The sequence below is a fragment of the Janthinobacterium breve genome (assembly GCF_051380895.1).
GTDB lineage: Bacteria > Pseudomonadota > Gammaproteobacteria > Burkholderiales > Burkholderiaceae_D > Janthinobacterium.
Genome location: NZ_JBNYXY010000009.1, coordinates 182,578 through 203,716, shown reverse-complemented (window position 1 = coordinate 203,716; position 21,139 = coordinate 182,578). Strand labels below are relative to the sequence as shown.

At 65.0% G+C, this 21,139-nt stretch carries 19 protein-coding genes; 7 read left to right on the top strand and 12 right to left on the bottom strand.

Annotation, left to right across the window (positions count from 1 at the left end; genetic code table 11):
- The first annotated feature begins 7 nt into the window (after nucleotides 1-7).
- The 6 genes from ACQ4W0_RS19290 (at nucleotide 8) to ACQ4W0_RS19265 (ending at nucleotide 6,409) form a co-directional block, all read left to right on the top strand.
- Nucleotides 8-370 carry an STAS domain-containing protein gene (locus tag ACQ4W0_RS19290; protein WP_102121508.1) on the top strand — a complete coding sequence of 121 codons (363 nt, stop codon included), beginning with the start codon at nucleotides 8-10 and terminating at the stop codon, nucleotides 368-370.
- Nucleotides 361-804, top strand: a complete 444-nt coding sequence (locus tag ACQ4W0_RS19285) for an ATP-binding protein (RefSeq protein ID WP_436578210.1) — start codon at nucleotides 361-363, stop codon at nucleotides 802-804. The genes ACQ4W0_RS19290 and ACQ4W0_RS19285 overlap by 10 nt, the downstream gene beginning before the upstream one ends.
- Entirely contained in the window at nucleotides 801-1,895 is a 1,095-nt protein-coding gene (locus tag ACQ4W0_RS19280) for an ATP-binding SpoIIE family protein phosphatase (protein ID WP_436578209.1), read from the top strand. Before ACQ4W0_RS19285 ends, ACQ4W0_RS19280 begins: the two co-directional genes overlap by 4 nt.
- Entirely contained in the window at nucleotides 1,892-3,715 is a 1,824-nt protein-coding gene (locus ACQ4W0_RS19275) for an ATP-binding protein (protein WP_436578208.1), read from the top strand. The genes ACQ4W0_RS19280 and ACQ4W0_RS19275 overlap by 4 nt, the downstream gene beginning before the upstream one ends.
- Nucleotides 3,702-5,216 (top strand): ATP-binding response regulator, encoded by a 1,515-nt coding sequence (locus ACQ4W0_RS19270; protein WP_436578207.1) that lies wholly within the window; start codon nucleotides 3,702-3,704, stop codon nucleotides 5,214-5,216. The genes ACQ4W0_RS19275 and ACQ4W0_RS19270 overlap by 14 nt, the downstream gene beginning before the upstream one ends.
- Before the next feature lie 71 nt (nucleotides 5,217-5,287).
- Entirely contained in the window at nucleotides 5,288-6,409 is a 1,122-nt protein-coding gene (locus ACQ4W0_RS19265) for a metallophosphoesterase (RefSeq protein ID WP_436578206.1), read from the top strand.
- Nucleotides 6,410-6,412: 3 nt separating this feature from the next.
- Here ACQ4W0_RS19265 and ACQ4W0_RS19260 read toward each other — a convergent pair whose 3' ends face one another.
- A complete protein-coding gene (locus tag ACQ4W0_RS19260) occupies nucleotides 6,413-7,165 on the bottom strand; it encodes a DUF4303 domain-containing protein (protein WP_436578205.1) in 753 nt (250 codons plus the stop codon).
- Between the two features lie 15 nt (nucleotides 7,166-7,180).
- On the bottom strand, nucleotides 7,181-8,104 hold the full coding sequence (locus ACQ4W0_RS19255) for a LysR family transcriptional regulator (RefSeq protein ID WP_436578204.1): 924 nt from the start codon (nucleotides 8,102-8,104) through the stop codon (nucleotides 7,181-7,183).
- Between the two features lie 123 nt (nucleotides 8,105-8,227).
- Here ACQ4W0_RS19255 and ACQ4W0_RS19250 point away from each other — a divergent pair, with 123 nt between their 5' ends.
- Nucleotides 8,228-8,992 (top strand): SDR family oxidoreductase, encoded by a 765-nt coding sequence (locus ACQ4W0_RS19250; RefSeq protein ID WP_436578203.1) that lies wholly within the window; start codon nucleotides 8,228-8,230, stop codon nucleotides 8,990-8,992.
- Here the strand turns inward: ACQ4W0_RS19250 and ACQ4W0_RS19245 are convergent.
- The 10 genes from ACQ4W0_RS19245 to ACQ4W0_RS19200 form a co-directional block, all read right to left on the bottom strand.
- The gene (locus ACQ4W0_RS19245) at nucleotides 8,920-9,942 is read right to left on the bottom strand and encodes an NAD(P)/FAD-dependent oxidoreductase (protein WP_436578202.1); all 1,023 of its coding nucleotides are present in this window, start codon (nucleotides 9,940-9,942) and stop codon (nucleotides 8,920-8,922) included. The two genes, ACQ4W0_RS19250 and ACQ4W0_RS19245, sit on opposite strands and share 73 nt — an antisense overlap.
- Entirely contained in the window at nucleotides 9,929-10,381 is a 453-nt protein-coding gene (locus ACQ4W0_RS19240) for an RrF2 family transcriptional regulator (protein WP_436578201.1), read from the bottom strand. The genes ACQ4W0_RS19245 and ACQ4W0_RS19240 overlap by 14 nt, the downstream gene beginning before the upstream one ends.
- A 109-nt stretch (nucleotides 10,382-10,490) precedes the next feature.
- Nucleotides 10,491-11,879: a c-type cytochrome gene (locus tag ACQ4W0_RS19235; RefSeq protein ID WP_436578395.1), complete on the bottom strand. Its 1,389-nt coding sequence runs from the start codon at nucleotides 11,877-11,879 to the stop codon at nucleotides 10,491-10,493.
- Nucleotides 11,879-13,486 carry a GMC family oxidoreductase gene (locus ACQ4W0_RS19230; RefSeq protein WP_436578200.1) on the bottom strand — a complete coding sequence of 536 codons (1,608 nt, stop codon included), beginning with the start codon at nucleotides 13,484-13,486 and terminating at the stop codon, nucleotides 11,879-11,881. The genes ACQ4W0_RS19235 and ACQ4W0_RS19230 overlap by 1 nt, the downstream gene beginning before the upstream one ends.
- 9 nt (nucleotides 13,487-13,495) lie before the next feature.
- Entirely contained in the window at nucleotides 13,496-14,020 is a 525-nt protein-coding gene (locus ACQ4W0_RS19225; protein ID WP_436578199.1) for a sugar dehydrogenase complex small subunit, read from the bottom strand.
- A 28-nt stretch (nucleotides 14,021-14,048) separates the two neighbouring features.
- Nucleotides 14,049-15,215, bottom strand: a complete 1,167-nt coding sequence (locus tag ACQ4W0_RS19220; RefSeq protein ID WP_436578198.1) for a porin — start codon at nucleotides 15,213-15,215, stop codon at nucleotides 14,049-14,051.
- Between the two features lie 343 nt (nucleotides 15,216-15,558).
- The gene (hpaR, locus tag ACQ4W0_RS19215) at nucleotides 15,559-16,014 is read right to left on the bottom strand and encodes a homoprotocatechuate degradation operon regulator HpaR (RefSeq protein WP_436578197.1); all 456 of its coding nucleotides are present in this window, start codon (nucleotides 16,012-16,014) and stop codon (nucleotides 15,559-15,561) included.
- An 84-nt stretch (nucleotides 16,015-16,098) separates the two neighbouring features.
- Nucleotides 16,099-17,046 (bottom strand): DMT family transporter, encoded by a 948-nt coding sequence (locus ACQ4W0_RS19210; protein WP_436578196.1) that lies wholly within the window; start codon nucleotides 17,044-17,046, stop codon nucleotides 16,099-16,101.
- A gap of 52 nt (nucleotides 17,047-17,098) precedes the next feature.
- On the bottom strand, nucleotides 17,099-18,907 hold the full coding sequence (locus ACQ4W0_RS19205; protein ID WP_436578195.1) for a DUF885 domain-containing protein: 1,809 nt from the start codon (nucleotides 18,905-18,907) through the stop codon (nucleotides 17,099-17,101).
- A 125-nt stretch (nucleotides 18,908-19,032) separates the two neighbouring features.
- On the bottom strand, nucleotides 19,033-21,039 hold the full coding sequence (locus ACQ4W0_RS19200; RefSeq protein ID WP_436578194.1) for a glycoside hydrolase family 3 protein: 2,007 nt from the start codon (nucleotides 21,037-21,039) through the stop codon (nucleotides 19,033-19,035).
- Between the last annotated feature and the right edge of the window lie 100 nt (nucleotides 21,040-21,139).

Below are 21,139 nucleotides of genomic sequence, written 5' to 3'. Positions count from 1 at the left end.
GGCGCCTATGGAAAGAATTCCCATTTTACGCATGGGCCGGCTGCTGCTGGTGACGATCCAGGTGGACATGCATGACCGCCTGGCGATGACCTTGCAGGACGACCTGACCACGCGCATCGTGACGGACCGCGCCACGGGTGTGCTGATCGACATTTCCGCGCTCGACATCGTCGATTCCTTCATCGGCCGCATGATCAGTAACACGGCGGCGATGGCGAAAATCCTCGACGCGCGCACGGTGGTCGTGGGCATGCAGCCGGCCGTCGCAATCACCCTGGTGGAACTGGGCCTGACCTTGGAAGGCGTGAGCACGGCGCTGAACGTGGAACGGGGCATCAAGCTGCTGGAACAGGGCGGCGCATGCGCATGACGGGGGGCGCCGTGCTGGGCGCACAGGCACAGGAGCGCGCGCAGATCCTGTCCCTGCACAGCGATGAAGACGTCGTGCGGCTGCGCAAGCAGGTACGCGACAGCATGGTCGCCATGGGTTTCGGCCTGATCGAACAGACCAAGATCATCACGGCGGCGAGCGAACTGGCGCGCAACACCCTGCGCTACGGCGGCGGCGGCGAAGCGCGCATCGCGCGCGTCAGCGATGGCGCGCGCCAGGGCCTGGAACTGCGCTTTGTCGATGCGGGTCCGGGCATCGACAATATTCCCCTGGCGCTGACCGATGGCTACACCAGCGGCGGCGGCCTGGGACTGGGGCTGGGTGGCGCCAAGCGCCTGGCAGACGCCTTTCACATCGACACGGCGCCCGGCGCGGGCACCACAGTCACCATCGCGAAATGGAAGCTGTTTTGAACCACATCGAGCAAGCCCCTGACATTGCCAGGCAACGCAGTTTTCCCATCGGCGAACCAAGCGAGATCGCCGCAGCCCGCCGCGCCGGCAACGAACTGGCGCGCCGCATCGGTTTCGACGACGTGCGCACGGGCCAGCTGGCCATCATCATCAGCGAAGCGGCCACCAACATCGTCAAGCACGCGCAGCGCGGCGAAATCCTGCTGCGCAAGGTGCTGCGCGGCGGCACCAGCGGCATCGAAGTGCTGGCCATCGACAACGGCCCCGGCATGGCCAATGTGCGCCAGCACATGCAGGACGGCCATTCCACCACCGGCACCTACGGCGTGGGGCTGGGCGCGATACGCCGATTGAGCCAGGAATTCGACCTGTACACCGCGCCCGGCAAGGGCACGCTGCTGATGATGGTGGTATGGGGGCAGCACGCCAGCAGCGCCATCCCGGCCAGCCTGAACTGGCAGATCGGCGCCGTGTGCCTGCCGCTGGCATCGGAGCAGGTGTGCGGCGACGCCTGGAACGTGGTCTGCGAAGGCCATGAACTGAGCCTGATGGTGGCCGATGGCCTGGGCCACGGCCCGCTGGCGGCGCGCGCCTCGGAATGCGCCAGCGCGCTGCTGGAGCACGACACGCCTGGCCTGCCGCCCCTGCCCGCCCCCTTCATCGAACTGGCCCACGGCGCCCTGCGCACCACGCGCGGCGCGGCCCTGGCGGTGGCGCATATCGACAGCGCGCGCCGCGAATTGCGCTATGCGGGCGTAGGCAATATCGCCGCCTGCGCCTTCAATGCGCATCAGCGCCGGCATTTGCTGTCGCATAACGGCATCGTGGGCAGCAATCTGCGCAAGGTGCAGGAATTTTGCTATCCATGGCAGCCGGGCACGACCTTGATCATGCATAGCGACGGCCTGCATACGCGCTGGGACCTGGAACAGTATCCGGGCCTGACGCAATGCCACCCCAGCCTGGTCGCCGCCGTGCTGTACCGCGACTTTGCGCGCGGACGCGACGACGTCACGGTGGTGGTACTGCGCGAACATCAGGAACACCAGGCTGTAACCGCAGAAACCGCAGAAGGGACAGGTGCGGCATGACACAACGCATATTGACGGCCCATATCGGCAGCGAACTCGATGTGGTGGGCGCACGCCAGCGCGCGCGGCAAATCGCCGCCCTGTGCGGTTTCGGCGTGCAGGACCAGGTGCGCATCGCCACGGCAGTGTCGGAGCTGGCGCGCAACGTCTACAACTACGCCGGCAGCGGCAAGGTGCATTTCGCCATCGATGGCCAGACGGCGCCGCAGGTGCTCAGCATCCGCATCGAGGATCAGGGGCCCGGCATCGCGCAGCTCGAACAGATACTGGCCGGCACCTACCGCTCGCGCACGGGAATGGGATTGGGCATCCTGGGCGCGCAGCGCCTGATGGACCGTTGCCACATCCACAGCACGCCCGGCGATGGCACGCACATCACCTTGCAAAAGCTGTTCCCGCGCGCCGCGCCACTGCTCGACGGGCAGAGCATCGGCGCGCTGTCCGGCTGCCTGCAGGCACTGCCCTCGGATATCACGCTCTCCGAAGTGCAGCAGCAGAACCGCGAACTCCTGAGCACCCTGGCCGAACTGAAAACGCGCCAGGACGACCTGCTGCAGCTGACGCGCGAACTGGAAGACACCAACCGGGGCGTAGTGGCGCTGTTCGCGGAACTGGACGAAAAAGCCGACCACCTGCGCCGCGCCGACCAGATGAAATCGCGCTTTCTGTCGAACATGAGCCATGAATTCCGCACGCCGCTCAGCTCCATCCGCGCCCTGTCCAAGCTGCTGCTCGACCGCATCGATGGCGAACTGTCGGAGGAGCAGGAAAAGCAGGTGCTGTTCATCCTGCAAAGCGCCGTCAGCCTGAGCGACCTGGTGAACGATTTGCTGGACCTGGCCAAGATCGAGGCGGGCAAGGTCGACGTGCACGCCAACAGTTTCCAGATCGCCGACCTGTTCAGCGCCCTGCGCGGCATGCTGCGCCCGCTGCTGGTGTCCGAGTCGCTGACCCTGACCTTCATCGCCCCAGATCCGGCGCTGCACATCCATACGGATGAAGGCAAGCTGTCGCAAATCCTGCGCAACTTCATCGCCAACGCCCTGAAGTTCACGGAAGCGGGCGCCATCATCGTCAGCGCCACGCCCTTGCCGGAGCAGGACGCCATCCGTTTTTCCGTCTCCGACACGGGCCTGGGCATCGCCGCCGAAGACGTGCAGCTGATCTTCGAGGAATTCAGCCAGGTGGAAAACCACATGCAGCGCAAGGTCAAGGGCACGGGCCTGGGCCTGCCCCTATGCCGCAACCTGGCCACCCTGCTCAATGGCACGGTGGAGGTGGAAAGCACGCCGGGCCAGGGTTCGCTGTTTTCCGTCGTGCTTCCGGTCAGCTACCATGCGCCGGAAGGCAGCCTGCCGCCTTGCGCACCGGCCAACGACAACGGCAACGACCAGCGCATCGACGTGCTGGTGGTGGAAGACAATCCGCCCATCCGCCTGCTGTATGAAAAATTCTTGGCCGGCAGCGAATTTCGCGTCGTTCCCGCGCGCAGCGTGCGAGAAGCGCAGGAACACTGGGAACAGCAGCGCCCTGCCGCCGTCATCCTCGACATCATGCTGCACGGCGAAACGGCCTGGCACTGGCTGGCCGAGCTGAAAAATGACCCGCTGCGGCGCCAGGTGCCCGTCATCGTCGCCACCGAGATCGACGACGTACGCAAGGGCCTGGCCCTGGGCGCCGACGCCTACTACGTCAAGCCGCTGCTGCGCCAGCAATTGCTGGCGACCCTGCGCGCGCTGATCTGCAATCCACACCACCGGCAAGAGCCGATTCCGCCGCAAGGCACAACCACCTGGGACAATGCGCATGCTACCGGATAACAATAGCGATGCTCTGATCCTCAACGTCGATGACAGCGATGGCGCCCGCTACGCCAAGTCGCGCATCCTCAAACGCGCCGGCTTCAAGGTCATCGAAGCCTCGAACGGAGGCGACGCGCTGCTGCGCGCCCGCCAGGACCACCCCAACCTGATACTGCTCGACGTCAAGCTGCCCGACATCAACGGCCTGGAAGTGTGCCGCCAGTTGAAGGGCGGCGCCGAGACGAACACCATCCTGGTGCTGCAAACGTCCGCTTCCTGCATCGGCACGGCCGACAAGATCCGCGCCCTCGACGGCGGCGCCGACAATTACCTGGTCGAGCCGATCGAGGCGGATGAATTGATCGCCAACGTCAGGGCGCTGCTGCGTCTGGGCCGCGTCGAGCGCGCATTGCGCGACGTGGACCGCCGCAAGGATGAATTCCTGGCCACCCTGGCGCACGAACTGCGCAACCCGCTGGGCCCCATCCGCACGGCGCTGGCCCTGCTGTGCAAGCTCGATCCCGTCGTGCCGGCCGTGCAGGACAATGCGCGCCGCACCATCGCCCGCCACACGGATCACCTGGTGCGCCTGGTGGACGACTTGCTCGACGTGTCGCGCATTTCGCAGGGCAAAATCTCGCTGCAATGGGAAAGCGTGAGCCTGGCCAGCGTCATCCGCAGCGCGCTGGAAACGAGTTCGCACAGCATCGAAGCGCGCGGCCATGCACTGGACGTGGGCATGCCCAAGGAAGAACTGTGGGTCTGCGGCGACGCCGTGCGCCTGTCGCAGATCGTTGCCAACCTGCTGCTCAACGCGGCCAAGTTTACGGCGCCGGGCGGGCGCATCGCCATTAGCGCCAGGCGCGAAGGTGACAATGTGCACATATGCCTGAGCGACAACGGCATCGGCATCGCCGCCGCCAGCATCGACAGCATCTTCGGCCTGTTCGAGCAAAGCGGCCACGCGCCCGACCGGGTGCAGGATGGCCTGGGCATCGGCCTGTCGCTGGTGCGCAAGCTGGTGAGCTTGCATGGCGGCCAGGTCAGCGTGAGCAGCCCCGGCGTAGGGTTGGGCAGCACTTTCGAGGTCATCCTGCCGCTCGACGCCAACGTGGCGCCACCGACCGCGCCAGCGCCGCAGGCAGCGCCCGGCGGCAGCCAGCGCATCCTCGTCGTCGACGACAACTGCGATGCGGCCGATACCCTGGCCGAACTGCTGGAAATGTACGGCCACACGGTGCGCACGGCCTACACGGGCGCGCAAGCGACCGAGCGCACGCTGGAATTCAAGCCCGATATCGTCTTTCTCGACATCGGCCTACCCGACATGAGCGGCTACGACGTCGCTGGCAAACTGCGCCAGTTGCCGATACCGCAGCACTTCCTGCTCATCGCGCTGACCGGCTACGGCCAGGAGCACGACCGCCAGGCGGCCCTGCAGGCCGGTTTCAATGAGCACTTCGCCAAGCCCGTCGATTTCGGCAAGCTGGCCATGCTGGGACTGCATATCGCACCATGAGCGGGGTGGCGGCTGCCTGTTGACCAGGCGTCGGCTATAATCGGCGGCCGCCTCACCATTGGAACCATGACATGACAACCCGCGCGCCGCTGCTGCGCATCACCATGATATTGGGCGCCCTGCACGCCCTGCTGGGCTGGTTGCTGCTGCCTGCCCTTCCCGTCGGCCTGGCCGGCTGGCTGTTGGGCGGCCTGGTCTTGCTGGCGTCGACCATGCTGATGCCGATGACCATCTTCGCCCGCGCCGTCACCAACGATGCGCGCCTGGCCGACCGCTTGAGCTGGGCCGGCTCGCTGTGCATGGGCTTTTTTTCCTCGCTGTTCGTGCTCACCGTGCTGCGCGAAGTGCTGATGCTGATTCCCGCCACCCGGCCGCACGCGCAGGCATCCGCCGTGGCCGTGCTGCTCCTGGCACTGCTGGCCACCGTCGTCGGCTTCATCAACGCCCGCAAGGTGGCGCGCGTGCGCGAGGTCGACGTGCCCATCGCCGGCCTGCCGGTCGCCCTGCAAGGATTAAGCATCGTGCAACTGAGCGACATCCACGTGGGTGCCACCATCAAGCGCGCCTACGTGGAAGCCATCGTCGCGCGCGCCAACGGCCTGCAGGCGGACCTTATCGCCATCACGGGCGACGTAGTCGATGGCACGGTGGCGCAACTGGGCAGCCACACGGCGCCGCTGGACGAGCTGCGTGCGCGCCATGGCGTCTTTCTGGTGACGGGCAACCACGAATACTATTCGGGCGCCGCGCCCTGGGTGGCGGAATTTCGCCGCCTGGGCTTGCGCGTGCTGATGAATGAACATGTGATTCTTGAGCACGACGGCGCGCGCCTGGTGCTGGCTGGCGTCACCGATTTCAACGCCGCCGCCTTCGATCCCGCCCAGAAAAGCGACCCGCAAGCGGCCATCGCCGGCGCGCCAGCCGATATCCCCCGCATCCTGCTGGCGCACCAGCCGCGCAGCGCGCCCGAGGCTGAATCGGCCGGCTACGACCTGCAACTGTCGGGCCACACGCACGGGGGCCAATTCTGGCCGTGGAATTTGTTCGTGCCGCTGCAGCAGCCGTATGTGGCGGGACTGCACCGGCAAGGCCGCCTGTGGATTTACGTCAGCCGCGGCACCGGTTACTGGGGCCCGCCGAAACGCATCGGCGCACCGGCGGAGATTACGCGGCTCAGGCTGGTGGCGGCATAGAAGCTAGTCGGTCCAGCTGGCCATCCATGCCTCGAAACGCGCTACCACGGCTGGCGAATTCAAACGCGCCATGGCGTTTTCCACGGGTTCGCTGTCGCTGACTTCGAACAGCAGCACGCCCTCGTCGCGCTGCGCACCGGTGCCGAATACCCCTTCGGCGTCGAGCTGCGCCAGCGCGGCAATGCAAGCGTCGAACACACCGCTGCGGAAGGTGTCGAAATCGACGTCGAACGGCAGCTCGCGGTGCGCCTGCAGCAGCAAGCGGTAGGCGCTGTCGAAATACGCGCCGCCGTCGTCAAACGCCCATTCGGCCGGATTCCACAGCATCTCTTCGCCATATTCGGAAGCCGCCAGCGCTTCGCGGCTGTTCGCCATGGGGCCGATGGTCATGGCACTGTCGTCGCTCACCAGCGCGAAAGCGTTAAGGTGCTGCTCGGGATGCGCACGCCGTACGCCATCAAAAGCCAGGCGCGCGGCGTCCGCCACCAGGGTTTGCAGCAGCGCGAAATCAAACACGGCCGGGTCGATGAGCATGGCGCGCGCCAAGGTATAGCCATCCATGAGAGCGGCATGGCACTCGGCCAGGTAGGCGGCGTGCGCCTCCGCCTCGCTGGCGTAGTCCTTGCGCGTCTCCTCGCCCCAGGTCATGGCAGCGCCGGCTGCCGTCCACACGGTCGTGCCAAACACGCGCGCTTCCCGGAAGCGGGCCGGTTGATCGCCGTCAAAAGTATAAAACAGGCTGTAATTACTAGGCATGAGATTTTTCATTGTTTAATCGGGCCGTATCTGCGTGGCGAAATCGCGCTGGCGGAACTGCTCCAGCAAAAAATCGACGAACACACGCGTCTTTGCGGGCAAGAGCTTCTTGCTGGGATAGTACACGGACAGGGGGCCGGAATCGGCACGCCAGCCAGGCAGCAAGCGAATCAATGCACCGCTGCGCAAATGGGCCAGCGCATGCGGCATGGGCAGCAGCGCCACGCCGACGACCAGAATGGCTGCCTGCGCCATCGCTTCCGGGTCGTCGAAGATGGCGCGCGGGCGGGATTCTGCCACGCCTTCGCCGCCCGATCCATTGCGCAATATCCAACTGCGCAGTCTGCCGCTGCCGGCCGAACGGCGCGCCACGCCGTCGAAGTGCGCCAGGTCCGAAGGGTGCATGGGCATGGCCTTGCCCTGCATGAAGGCGGGCGACGCCGTGGCAACGATATGGGCGTGGCCCAGTTCGCGCGCCACCACGCCGGGCGTCAGCTCAATGCCGCCGCCAATGGCCACGTCAAAACCTTCGCCGATCAAGTCCACCTGGCGGTTGTCGAAATGGCAGTCGGGGATGACGCCTGGATAGCGCGCGATGAAGTCACCCAGCAAGGGCACCACGTAACTGCGCCCGAACGACGGCGCCATGCTGATTTTCAGTATGCCGGCCGGCTGGCCGCCCTCTTCGGCCACGCCGGCGATCGCTTCGCGCAAAGTGGACAGGGCGCCGCCTATCTGCTGCAGGAAACGCTCGCCCCCTTCCGTCAAGGTCAGGCGGCGCGTGCTGCGCTGGAACAGCCGCAGTCCCAGGCTCGCTTCCAGCCGCGCCACGTTCTTGCTGACAGCGGCCGGCGTCAGCCCCAGACGGCGCGCGGCCGCGGAAAAGCTGCCCAGTTCGGCAGACAACACGAAGGATTGCAAGTGATTGAGAGCGTCCATGCGCCTATTTTACCTGCTCATTTGATATCCATGGTTGAAAGTGATTGTAGTGATTCATGGCTACCGCACAGGCAATCGAAGGCAGATACTGAGCTTCTCGATTCCCCACACAGAAAGCCCATCATGCAAACCCAAACCACCATCTCTTCCCAGTCACTGCAAAACAAGATCGCCTTCGTCACGGGCGGCTCGCGCGGCATCGGCGCGGCCATCGTCCGGCGCCTGGCGCGCCAGGGCGCCCACGTCGTCTTCACGTATCAACATTCCACCGCCGAAGCGCAGGCGCTGGCCGCCACGGTGGAGGCAAGCGGCGGCAAGGCGCATGGCGTGCAGGCCGATGCGGCCGATGCAGCGGCCCTGACGGCGGCCATCGACAAGGTAGCGGCGCAGTTTGGACGTCTCGATATCCTCGTCAACAACGCGGGCGTGTTCCTGCCCGGCGCCATCGATGATTTTTCGCTGGCAGACTTCGACAAGACCTTGAACGTCAATGTGCGCGCCGTGTTCGTCGCCATCAAGGCGGCCGTGGCGCACATGCAGACGGGCGGGCGCATCATCAATATCGGCAGCACGAATGCGCACCGCATGCCCTTCGGCGGCGCGGCCGCCTACGCCATGAGCAAGTCGGCGCTGAGCGGCCTGACGCAAGGCCTGTCGCGCGACCTGGGCCCGCGCGGCATCACCATCAACAATGTGGAACCAGGTCCTGTCGCCACGGACATGAATCCGCCCACGGGCGACTTCGCGGACCTGATGCACGGCCTGATGGCCCTGCCCCGCCACGGCACGGCCGATGAAATCGCCGGCATGGTGGCCTATTTGGCCAGCGCAGAAGCGGCGTTCGTCACGGGTGCCGGGCTGAAGATCGACGGCGGTTTTGCCGCCTGATCCAGCCCGAACATCAGCGAGCGGTGCGCTGCCACGCCGGCCATGGCGCCATCGGCCACCGCGAACGCCACGCTGCCTGCCATGCGCCCCGCGTCGCCACAGCAAAAGACGCCTGGCACACTGCTGGCCTTTTGTTCGTCGGTGCGCACGAACGGGCCCATGGCGCCCTCTTCCAGCAAGCAGCCCAATTCGCCAGCCAGGGAACTGGCCAGGCGGGTGCGGGTCGCCACGAACAGGCCGGCCATCGCATGGCGGCTGCCGTCCACCAAGACTACATCGGCCACGCCGTCAATCTGCGCCACGGGCGTGCGCACCACCGTCACGCCGCGCGCATCCAGTTGCGCCAGCTGCACCGCATCGGGCTCGAATGCGCCATTCAGGAAAAAGGTGACCGTGCCCCAGTCGGGCAGCATCAGGGCGTGGTGCATGGACAGGGGCCCGGTGGCCAGCACGCCGATGGCGCCCTGCTCCAGCTCATAGCCATGGCAATACGGGCAGTGAAAGACGCTGCTGCCCCAGCGTTCGGCCAGGCCTTCGACGGGCGGCAATTCGTCGATCACGCCGGTGGCCAGCACCAGGCGGCGGCCGTGCACGACGCTGCCATCCGCCAGGGTCACGTCGAAGCCATCGCCATCGCTGCTGGCTGCCGCCTGCAAGGCCGTGCCGTCCAGCCAGGTGACGGTGGCATACGCCAGCAGTTGCGCCTTGCCCTCGGCGGCGATGGCGGCCGTCCCGCTGCCGTCGCGGGTCAGGAAACCGTGGGAATGGCTGGCGTAGCGGTTGCGGCGCTGGCCGCCGTCGATCACCAGCACGCGGCGGCGGGCGCGCGCCAGTTGCGTGGCGGCGGACAGGCCGGCGTAGCTGCCGCCGACGATGATGGCGTCGAACGGGACGTCGAATGCGGCGGCAGGCGTGGCGCTGCCCGCGCCTTGGGATTCAGGAATGTGCATGTGTTACTCCTCGGTGTAAGGCGTACTGTTGGCTGAAACGTTCGGCCAGGTCGGCCAGGGTGACGGCGCCAAAGCGCTGGATCAGCAGCGCCTCGGCTTCATCGAAGGCGCCGGCCAGCGACTGGTTCACCACTTGCTCGACCAGGCAGCCCGGCTGGTCGACGCGGTTACCCATGGCGAAGATGGTGGGCGAACCCACGGCCACGTAAATGTCTTGCAGGGTCACGCGGTGCAAGTCGCAGACGATGCGCCAGCCGCCGCCATGGCCCTTGACCGACGCCACGTAGCCGCGCTCGCGCAAGCCGGCCATCACGCGCCGCACCAGCACGGGGTTGGTGTCCAGGTAGCCGGAAAGTTCTTCGGACGTCATCGGGCGTCCCGCGTGGGCCATGTGCAGCAGCACATGGAGGATCGATGATAGTTTGCTGTCGCGTCTCATGTAACTAATGATAGTACATAATTCATTCACATGCAAACGAGTTGCAACCATGAGGCGTAAAAAAAGGGGCAGACCCTTTCGAGTCTGCCCCTCGGCCTTTGCCATGGGCTTACATCTCCTTGCGCCGGCGTCCCCGCCACCACACCAGCAAAGCCAGCAGCACCAGCACGCCGACGATGATGCCCGCGCGTGCCAGGCCGATCAGGTTTGACGGCGCGCCGCCGTTGCGCAGGGTCGTCACCTGTTCCGCCGTCACCTTGACGTCGGGATTGCCATACATCTTTTGCACGTAATTACCTAGGGTGACGATCTGCTCGTCCGACAGGGTCTGGCGGAAGGCTGGCATCAAATGTCCGCTGCCACCGTCCTGCCGTTCCACGCCATCGAGTATGGCCATCACCAGATTGTTGCTGTTGCTGCGGCCCGTCACCGAGTTATGGAACAACGGCGGCAGGCTGCCATCGAAACTGCCCTCGCCCCTGGCCTGATGGCAGCTGGCGCACTGCGCATCGTACAGCTGCGCGCCCGACATCTTGTTCAGGTTTTGCGGCAACGGCACGCCGCGGATCGCATTCAACTCGTCCCCCGCCTGACCCCATTGCGTCACCGGCTTCGTATCGGCCTTGTCGCGGATGGCCGGCACGCTTTTCAGGTAATGCGCCACGGCGTTCAAGTCCGCATCGCTCAAGTGCTTCAGGCTATGGTCGATGGCTTCGGCCATGGGGCCTGCGGCCTGGCCCCGGTGCGCGGCGCGGCCCGTGCGCAGGTAGCCGGCCAGGTCTTGCTGGCTCCAGCTGCCGATGCCACTGTTGACGTCCGAGGTGATGTTCGGCGCATGCCAGGTGCCCAGGTCAGCGCCGCCCAGCTCTTTCGACAACTGCTCGGCCATCAGTGCATTGCGCGGCGTATGGCAGGTGGTGCAGTGGGCCAGCCCTTGCGCCAGGTAGGCGCCGCGGTTCCACTCCATGCTTTTCGACGCATCGGCCACGAACGGTTTTGTATCGAGGAACAGCAAATTCCAGCCCGCCATCGACAGGCGGATATTGAACGGGAACGGCAAGTCCGTCTGTGTTGCCGGCGCCGTGTCCACCGCCGCCACGCCATGCATGAAGTAGGCGTACAGGGCGGCCGTATCGTCATCCGTCACCTTGGCGTAGGCCGTGTAGGGCATGGCCGGGTACAGGCGCGCGCCATCGGCCCGCACGCCGCGTCGCAGCGCATCGGAAAACTGCTGCAAGGTGTAGTTGCCGATGCCATGCGTTTTCGATGGCGTGATGTTGGTGGCGACGATGGCGCCCAGCGGCGTGGCCAGGGCCAGGCCGCCCGCCATCGGCTTGCCGCCCGGCACGCTGTGGCAGGCGATGCAGTCGCCGGCCGTGGCCAGGTAGCGGCCACGTTCGATCGCTTGCACATCGGCGCCGGGGGCGTCCGCCGCCAGCACGGGCAAGGCCACGAGGGACAGCAGCGCGGCGCCGGCCGCCATTCTGAAAGTCGCCATCATGCTGTCGCTCCCTGTTCGTCGAGGATGTGCTTGACGGTGCGCAGTGCCACGGCCAGGCCATTCTCCGTCGAATTGCAGGTACCGGACGTGGGCAGCACGCCGGTGCTGCACAGGAACAGGTTGGCATGGTCGAAGGTGCGGCCCCATTGGTCGCACACGGCTTTGGCCGGATCGGAACCCATCGACAAGGTGCCGCAGATGTGCTGGTTGTTGGCAAACACGCCCTCCTTGCTATGGCGTAGATTGGTGCCGCCCATCAGCCTGGCGATGTTCTCGAAATCCTGCTTCGAACGCTCGTGGCCGCGCTTCGTGTACTCATCGATCGAATAATGCGCCTGCGGCTTGGGGATGCCCATGGCGTCCTTTTCGCTACTGAGGGCGATGCGGTTTTCCGGGTTCGGCAGCACTTCCAGCACGTTTTTCAAGCTCATTTCACGCGCCGAGCGGAAACGCAGCTGCTGTTCGAATTCGGCGCCAAAGACGCCCTTGCCAATCAGCTCCCTGGTGGCGCCATCGACACGCGAGATGTTCGTGAAGTCCAGGCGGTACGGCGAATGCTGGCTGCGGAAATCGCCATCGCGCATGGTGTTGATGGAATTGGGGCTTTGCGGGCCACGGCCCAGCCACAGGTCTTCATCGGCGTCGAAGGTGATCGAGGTGCTCGGGTGGTCCATCAGGTTGCGGCCCACCATGTCGCTGCTGTTGGCCAGGCCGTTCGGGTATTTGTCCGAGGCGGAAACGAGCAGCAAACGGGGGCTTTCGATGCCGTTGGCCGCCAGAATGAAGGTCTTGGCCGTGACACTATGACTTTTTTTATCCACGTCGTAGTACAGCGCGGCCGTGATGCGGCCCTGCGCATCGTGTTCCAGCTTGTAGACGTTGGCGTTGCACAGGATCTTGACGCCCGCGTCTTCGGCCTGCTGCGCGGCGATGCCGCCATGGTATTGCGCGTCGATGGGACAGATCGGCTGGCAGCTGTTGTTGCCGCAGCAGGCCGGACGGCCACCATAGCTGACGCTGTTGCGCGCCACCGTGTTGCCGACCACCTTGAACGACGGGTCGAGGCGTTCGCGGATGCGGCGCATGGCGTAGGGCTCCGTCACGGCCTGCATCGGGAATGGCTGCTGGCGCGGCGAACCCGTGTTGTCCGCACCCGAAACACCCATGATGTCTTCCGCTTCCTGGTAGAACGGCTCCAGGTCTGCGTAGCTGATGGGCCAGTCGACGCCCACGCCGTACAGCGTATGGATGCGGAAGTCGTTCGGCACATTGCGCCAGGCTTGCGCGGCCCAGTGCCACGAGGTGCCGCCGAACTGGCGGATGTATTCGGCCGGGTACGGATACGGTCCTGCCTGCACCAGGTAACCGTTGTCCTTCGGCTGGTAAATCGGGTGCGGCGCCGTGGCGACGGACGGATACGGCGACATCCAGTCGCTGCGGCGCGTCGTGTTGCGGAAGCGGGCGACGATTTCGCCGCGCGACACGCGCGGACCCGCTTCCAGGATCAGCACCGAGGCGCCGGCCAGCGCCAGCTTGCGCGCGGCCAGCGAGCCGATGATGCCGGAGCCGATCACCAGGTAATCGGCGGAGAGTTCTTCAGCCATGATGGCTCCTTAAATTGGTTTTCTGGCCCAGCTGCCATAGGCGCCGTAGGAATACGTGGGAGGCTTCAGCACGTCGGCCACGACGGCGGCGTTCAACGCCTGCTCGTAGGCGACGCAGACGGCCGCTTCGCCCGTGCCGACGATGCCCAGGTACCAGGCGCTGGCGATCTGGCGCGGCAAGGCCGCCAGCGGCGACTGGGCGGGAGCTAGCGCATCGAGCGCTTCCTGCAAGCCGGCAGCCTGCAAGCCCTGCGCATTGATCAATGTCAGTAGCGCGCGCACCTTCGCGGGAAAGGCCGCGTCCTGCGCCACCAGCGCGTCATACAGGCGCTTGGCCAGCACGGGGTCGAGCACCTGGCGCCCGACCAGCATGGCCGACACGCCCAAAAAGGCGCCCTGCTCCGCATTGGCGACCGGTTCGGCCAGCGCCCAGGGAATCAGCGTCGCTGCCGAAGCCGACAGCAAGCCGGCCAGCACCATGCGGCGCCCCGGATTGAGAGGGCTGCGGCCCTCCTTATTGTGTGTAGCGTCCAATTGAAGCTCCCGTGAGTTCAGCAACCGTTCAGAAAGAATGCTTGAGACCGACCATCACCACTGTCTGGCCACCGTTCGACGACGGCGTGCCGTTTTGCGAATCACCGACCGAAGCGACGGCATCGATGATGGCGCCGCCCTGGCCCAGGGTCTGGCCGCGCGCCAGTTGGCGCGCTTCGATCAGGTAGATCGCAGTGCGCTTCGACAGCGCGTAATTCTGTTCGAACGACAGTTGGCGGTAGCGCGCGCGGTCCGACACGCCGTTGGCGCGGCTGGCGTAGGTATCGCTGTAGCCGGCGGACAGGAACCACTGCGGCGTCAGCTGGTAGCTCGATATCAGGCCGGCCGTGTTGAAGATGGCCGTGTCGCGGAAGGCCGAGCGGCTGCCCGCCTGGTATTGCACGTTGCTGGCATTGGCGCCCACCATCCATTTGCCCATGTTGTAGCGCGCGCTGGCGGCGATGAACGCGATGCTTTCGGCCAAGGCATAGCCCTGGTTGATGGCCGAGATGCCGAAGCTGGCCGAGGCGTTGTCGCTCCAGCCGGCGCCATTTGCGCCATTTTTCAGTTTCAGATAGCCGAGCGCGAATTCGGCCGGGGACGTGCTGTACTTGACGGCGGCGCTGAAGCTGCTGCCCACGGCATTGCCGTCGGCCGCTTCGCCAAAGCCGTATTGCGCGCTCGCTTGCAGGCCGCGCCAGGCGGGCATGCTGTAGGTGACGGAATTGCTGATGCGCACGGTCGTATCGAGGCCGTCGATATCGCCCGGATGGGCGCCGGTGGCGCCCGTCAAGACATTGCTCGAGGCCAGCGAACCCACCAGCAGGTAATACGGCGTGTACTGGCGACCAGCCGTCACGCTACCGTAGGCCTTTGACTGCAAGCCCACATACGCCTGGCGGTTGAACAGCGCACTGGCGGAACTTTGCGCGCCCGTATCGCTTTCAAAGCCGTTTTCCAGCAAGAACAGCGCCTTCAGGTCGCTGCCCAGGTCTTCCACGCCCTGGAAACCGATCTTGCTGGCGGACAAGCTGCCGCTGCGCATGTAGGTGTTCGAATTGCCACCCTGGTTGCTCGCGTAGGCGGTAGCCGCATCGACTACGCCGTAAATGGTGACATTGCTTTGGGCGCAAACGTTTGCGCCCATGAGCGTGGAGACGGCCAGCGCCGCAGCGCGCATGCAGATAGTGTTCATTTTTTCCTGATTTTCCTGTTTTATTGTGCGTCAGACAAATATTGACGCCGCGATGGCGCAATACTGGCTGTGGCGCCGCGCTGCCGCCACATCCAGCGAGGGGACATCCGCTGTTCTTCTTGATTTGGATCAAGTGGAGCAAATTATACGCTTATTTACTCACATGTAAGTAATTGACTGTAAGGCGTAGTCTTATAGCAAAACTGGCAGGCGCGCGGGCACAAGCCCGGCAGAATGCGGAAGTGCACGGAACAGGCATGGAAAAAGCAGCGGCGGCGCGTGTTGAAAAACACGCGCGCGGTGGATAGTCAGGCAGGCAGAAAAACGGGAGGAACTGGGAGGTTCAGCGCAGGATGGCGGGCGCCACCGGCAGGGTTTCCAGGGCAATGAAGGCTTCCAGCGCGCGGCGCATGTCTTCGAACACTTGCTTGCCGTACGCTGTTTCCAGGTGTTCATATTGCAAATCGATCAGCTTGCCCATCTGCAGCAGCAAACTGGCGCCCGCTTCCGACAGGTGCACCTTGCGGCGGCGCTGGTCGCCTTCGAACTTGCTGCGTCCGATCAAGCCGATTTCTTCCATGCGCGCCAGGATGCCGCTCATGCTGGGACTGGAAATCTGGCAGATATTGCACAGTTCGCGCGGTTCCAGGGTGGGGCTTTCGTTCAGCGCGCGCATGATGCGCCACTGCTGCTCCGTCACGCCGAAGTGATTGAGGATGGGGCGAAAATGCTGAAGCAGGCTGTCGCGGGCCTTCAGCAGCAGTTGCGGCATGTTCGGATAACGGATCGGTAGCTGCAAGCGGAACTCCTGGGTGGCCGGCAAATGAACGTCATTATACGTTCCGCCCTGCGCAAACGGCAGGCTGGCAACAATGTATTTTCGCTACGTCCGCTCTTCCCCATCCTCTTGCGCATGCCGCTGCACGGACCACAGCACGCCCGCCGTCAGCAAGACCATCGCCACCCATTCCAGGGGGCGCGGCATGCGCTGCGCATACACAAAGCCATACAGCAGCGCGAACAAGGTCTCCGACAGTATCAGCTGGCCCGACAGGGTGACAGGCACCAGGCGCGACGCCAGGTTCCACAGGTAGTTGCCGACCACGGAAGCGCCCAGCGCCAGCAGCAGGCACACCAGCCAGTACCGGGACCAGTCGCGCGCCAGCGCGTCATCGGCACCACTTGCCGGCTGCAGCGCCAGCATCACGGCGCCAACGATCAGGGCGATGACGCCACTGGCCAGGCCATACAGCATGGCCCATTCCACCGAACTGAAATGCGCGTGGCGCTTGAGGAAACGTGCATTATCGAGCGCATACCAGCTCCAGCAGGCGAGCGCGCCGATGGCGCATAGCACGCCGGCCAGCTTGTGCGCCAGGCTGGCGCCGCCTGCGCCGCCGGCATGGCTGAAAATATCGAGATTGATGCAGGCGATGCCCAGCGCTACCACCAGCAGCGGCAAGGCCAGTTGGCGCAGGGGCAGCGCGCCTTGGTCCTTGCGGCCCAAAATCGTCACGCTCAGGGGCAGCAAGCCGATGATCAGCGAAGTGGCCGCCACGCCCGCCAGCTTGACGCCATACGCCAGCAGCAGGTAATACACGACATTGCCGGACAGCGCCTGGCGCAGCATGGCCAGCCAGTCGTCGCGCCGCAAGCGCCGCAGCAGGGGCAATAGGCGCGGCAGCATCATGCCTGCCGCCAGCGCGCCGTAACAGACGTAGCGGCCCACCATCAACTCGACCGGAGAAAAATCCGGCAGCAAGACAGGCACAATGAAAACGGCGCCCCAGAAGGCGCCGGCCAGCAAACCACATACAATTCCACGCCACATGCAGCGACACCCACGTCATCACTCAAGGGCGCCAGTATGGCATGCGCTGCCGTCAGCCCCTGGCTTTTCTCTGCTCGGGAATGAAGTGTTCGCGCACAGCCTTGGCCAGCAGGCCAGGCGGCAGCAAACCCTGGCCCAGCAGGAAGTTATTGAAGGCCAGGCGGTCGAATTTCTCGCCCAACGCCAGCTCCGTTTCCGCGCGCAGCTGCAGGATGCGCGTATAGCCATAGAAATAGCTGCCCGCCTGGCCCGGCATATTGAAGGTATAGCGGTCCAGCTCCTGGCGCGCCATCGGTTTCGACAGCATCACTTCATCCGTCAGGATGCGGCCCGCTTCTTCGCGCGTGACCTGTCCCAGGTTCAGCATCGGGTCGAGCATGGCGCGCGCCGCGCGCAGCATGCGGAACTGCAGCGCGATGAACTGGCCTTCGGCCGGCTCGTAGGGAATCATCTCCGCTTCCGCGTACAGCGCCCAGCCTTCCACGTTGACGCTGTTGAACGCGTACAGGCTGCGCGCCTGCGACACGCCCCGCTCCACCATCGCGCTGAACTGCAGCTCGTGGCCGGGGCGGCCTTCATGCGCGCTCAGGGTCCAGGCGGCGCCCGCGAAATTGAAATCGTCATACGCTTCGCCCTTGCCGCTGGCGGCCGGATTGCTGACGGGGAGGACAAACTGGCCGTGTTCTCCCGTATTGCCGATCAGCGGAGGCGGACGCATGTGCGGCGCCGGCTGGGCCGCCGATTCGGCGGCGGACGCCAGGCGCATGGTCATGGCGCGCGCAGGTATATCGACCACGCGCTGCTGGGCGATGCGCTCTTCGAGCTGCGTATTGACGCCCTTGTAGTGCGCTTCGAGCTGCTCGTTGGGGATGGAAGCGCTTTTCAGCGCGCGCAGCACCTGGCGGTAATCGGTGCCGTCGACGCCCTTCAAGGCCAGTTTGGCCGCCACCACGGGCGCCAGCGCCTGCATGGCGGCGCGCGTTTCCAGGTAAGCCACTTGCGCCCGTTCCACCAGCGCGCGCGGTTCGATGTCGATGCCCACCTGTTTCAAGCGAAACGCGTACAGCTCGGGCGCCATGCGGAAATCCGTGCGCGACAGGGGCAGCACCACTTGCTTCTCCCACGCCGCATACGCGTTCAATTGCTGCTCCATGGCGGCCAACGCAGGTTCGGCGCCCGCGATCTGCATGTCGGCATACAGCTTGCGGATGCCGGCGATATACGTCGGCACGTTTTCCAGCGACTGCTCCACCTGCAGGCGCACAGGGCCGGCCAGGCCTGGCTTGCCGATTTTTTCCGTGAAGCGCGCCTTGGCCTGCGTCGTGATCGGCGTGCTGCCCGGGAACTGGCCCACATAGCGCTGCAGGCGTTCGAGCGCCTTGGCGCGGCGCGCGGCCGGACGCTGTTCCTGCAGCAGGCTTTGCATGCTGCCAAAGACCATTTGCGGCACATCGACCCAGGGCAAGGTGTATTTGGCATCCAACCGGGCACCGCTGATTTCCTGGTCGACGGCCTGCGTCAGGATCTGCAGATCCTGGCGGATGCGCTCATCTTTTTCCGCCGCCAGCTTTTGCTGCAATTGCGCGCGCGCCTGCTGCATGGCTGCCACGTAACGTTCCGTGATCTTCGGCCCCAGGTCGGCGGCCAGGCCGTCGTACTGGGCCAGGCCCGTGTCGGAAGCATTTTCGGGCGAGAACTGCGCCTGCGCCGCCAGCACGATGGCCGCATTGCGGTTGCTGGCCTCGACCCAGGCCGCTGCGGCGCCGTCCGCTGCAGGGGCGGCGGCCATGGCGGGCATGGCCAGCGCGGTTGCAAGCGCTGCGGCAAGCACGGTCTGGTGCAATTTCGGAATAAGGCACATCGGGGGTTTCCTTCCTGGCAGAATCGGCGAACAAAACGGCGAACGAAGCGGCCAGTATCGGCGAGCGCCAGGAGACTGTCAATCGGGCGGGAACAGGCCGCGCCGGGCGGCCCGTCCCGCTCCTGTCAGTACGCCAGGCCGTAACCGAACTTGTACAGCGGATGGGCCGTGTCATACGGCACGTCCGATTTCTGCACCTGCACTTCAGCCATCGACGATGGCAGTTCGAACGGCAGCTTGCCCTGCGGTTTGGCCTTGCCCGTCAGGACATCGAACAGCGCGCCATCGCTGACGCCAAAGTTGGCGAGTATGGCGCTGGCCTTGTCCTGCACGTTGCCGAGGATGGCCGGGCGGTCCAGGTACACCGTCACCACCGTCTTCGGCGCATATTTCGCCGCGTTCTTGATCGCTTCGTAGTCGGCATTGCCGTCGACGTAATCGAGGCGGCCCTCGTGCTGCATGCTGCCGAAGATGTAGTTCGGGTGCAGGGTTTCATACGGCGCGGCCACGCGCAGCAGGGCCACGTCCGCTTCCTGCGGCGTGGCGACCACCGTGTAGCCATACTTTTGCGCCACGGCTGCGTCAATGCCGTACAAATAAACCTTCTTGACGCTGGCCGCCAGCGGCAAGACCTTGTCCTTGTTTTCCAGCAGGACCAGCGAGCGGCGCTGGGCCTCCAGGCCCGCTTCGACAAAGTCCGCCTTGCCCACGGTAGCCGCCGCCTTGGCCGCATCGACAAACGGATGTTCGAACAGGCCCTGCTTGAATTTCTGGATCAGGATGCGCCGCGCCGACGCGTTGATGCGCGCTTCCGTCAGCTGGCCCCGCTGCACGGCTTGCGTCAGGTACGGCGCTTCCGTCACGCCGCCAAACTGGTCCATCCCCGCCGTCACGGCCTTCACGTAGCGCTCGGCCTTGGTGGCGTCTTCCATGCCCCACGGCGTGCCGAAGCCAATGAAGGAAGGCGCCACTCCCGGCGCCGTGCCGTTGCGGCAGTTGGCGTCGCAGTCGGAAGTGATGCCCCAGTCGGACAGGATCACGCCCTCGAAGCCGTATTTGCCCCGCAGCAGATCCGTCAGCATGGTCTTGCTGAAACCGGCCGCCACCTGTTCCAGGGTGATGCCGGCTATGGTGATATTGCCGTCCGGCAGAGCGTAGGTGGGCATGACGGAGGCCGCCTTGGCCGTGAAGGCGCCCTCGAACGGCTTCACATGGTAGGCGAAGTTGTTGCCCGGGTAAGTCATGTAGCGGCCATAGTAATTATGGCCGTCGAAGCCCTCTTTCGTGGCGCCGTAGCCGACCCAGTGCTTGACGACGGCCACCACGCTGCCGTCATGCAAGCCCGTGTTCCCATCCTGGAAGCCCTCGATATAGTGCTGCACCATGCGCTTGGCCAGGTCGGCGTCTTCGCCGAAGGTGCCGTTGATGCGCGACCAGCGCGGTTCCGTGGCCAGGTCCGCCTGCGGCGACAGGGCTTGCGTGATGCCGACGGCCAGGTATTCCTGGCGTGCGATGTCGCCGAAGCGGCGCACCAGCGCATCGTCGCCGATGGCGGCCAGGCCCAGGGTTTCAGGCCACTGCGAGAAGCCCTTGGTGCCGGCGCTGGCGCCCACCGTGTACTGGAAATGGTGGCGCGGGTCAGTGCTGATGGACACGGGAATGCCGTGGCGCGAGGTTTCGCTCAGGGCTTGCACCTTGTTGTACTGCGCCGCCATGTTGGCCGTATCGCCCGCCATGCGGGTAATAAAGGTGTTGACGTACTGCTTGACGATCAAGTCCTGCAGCGCCACCAGGTCATACGCGCCGCCCAGGCCGATGCCGGAAGGGTCGGACACGGTGGGCGCCGTGCCATGCATCATCAGGCCCGCTTTTTCATCGAGGGTCATGCGTGCCAGCAGGTCGTCGGCGCGCGCTTCGGCTGACAGGCGCCAGTCTTCGTACGGGTCGATCTTGCCGTTGCGGTTCATATCCTTGAAGGTATAGCCGTCAACCTTGAGCTGGGTGTAGGTGGTGGCGCCGAATACAGGCTGCGTGTATTGCTCGCTGTCGTTATTGCCGCAGGCGGCCAGGGCAAGCGTGGCGACGCAGCCGGCGACCACGCGGGCCATCGGTTTCAAAGTGCAATTCATCATTATCTCCAAGACTGTTTTTGTAGGTATCAAGGCGCAGCGGCAAGGCCGGCCGAAAACAATATAGCGTGAGAATGCGTGACTTTCTTGACCCCACAGCACG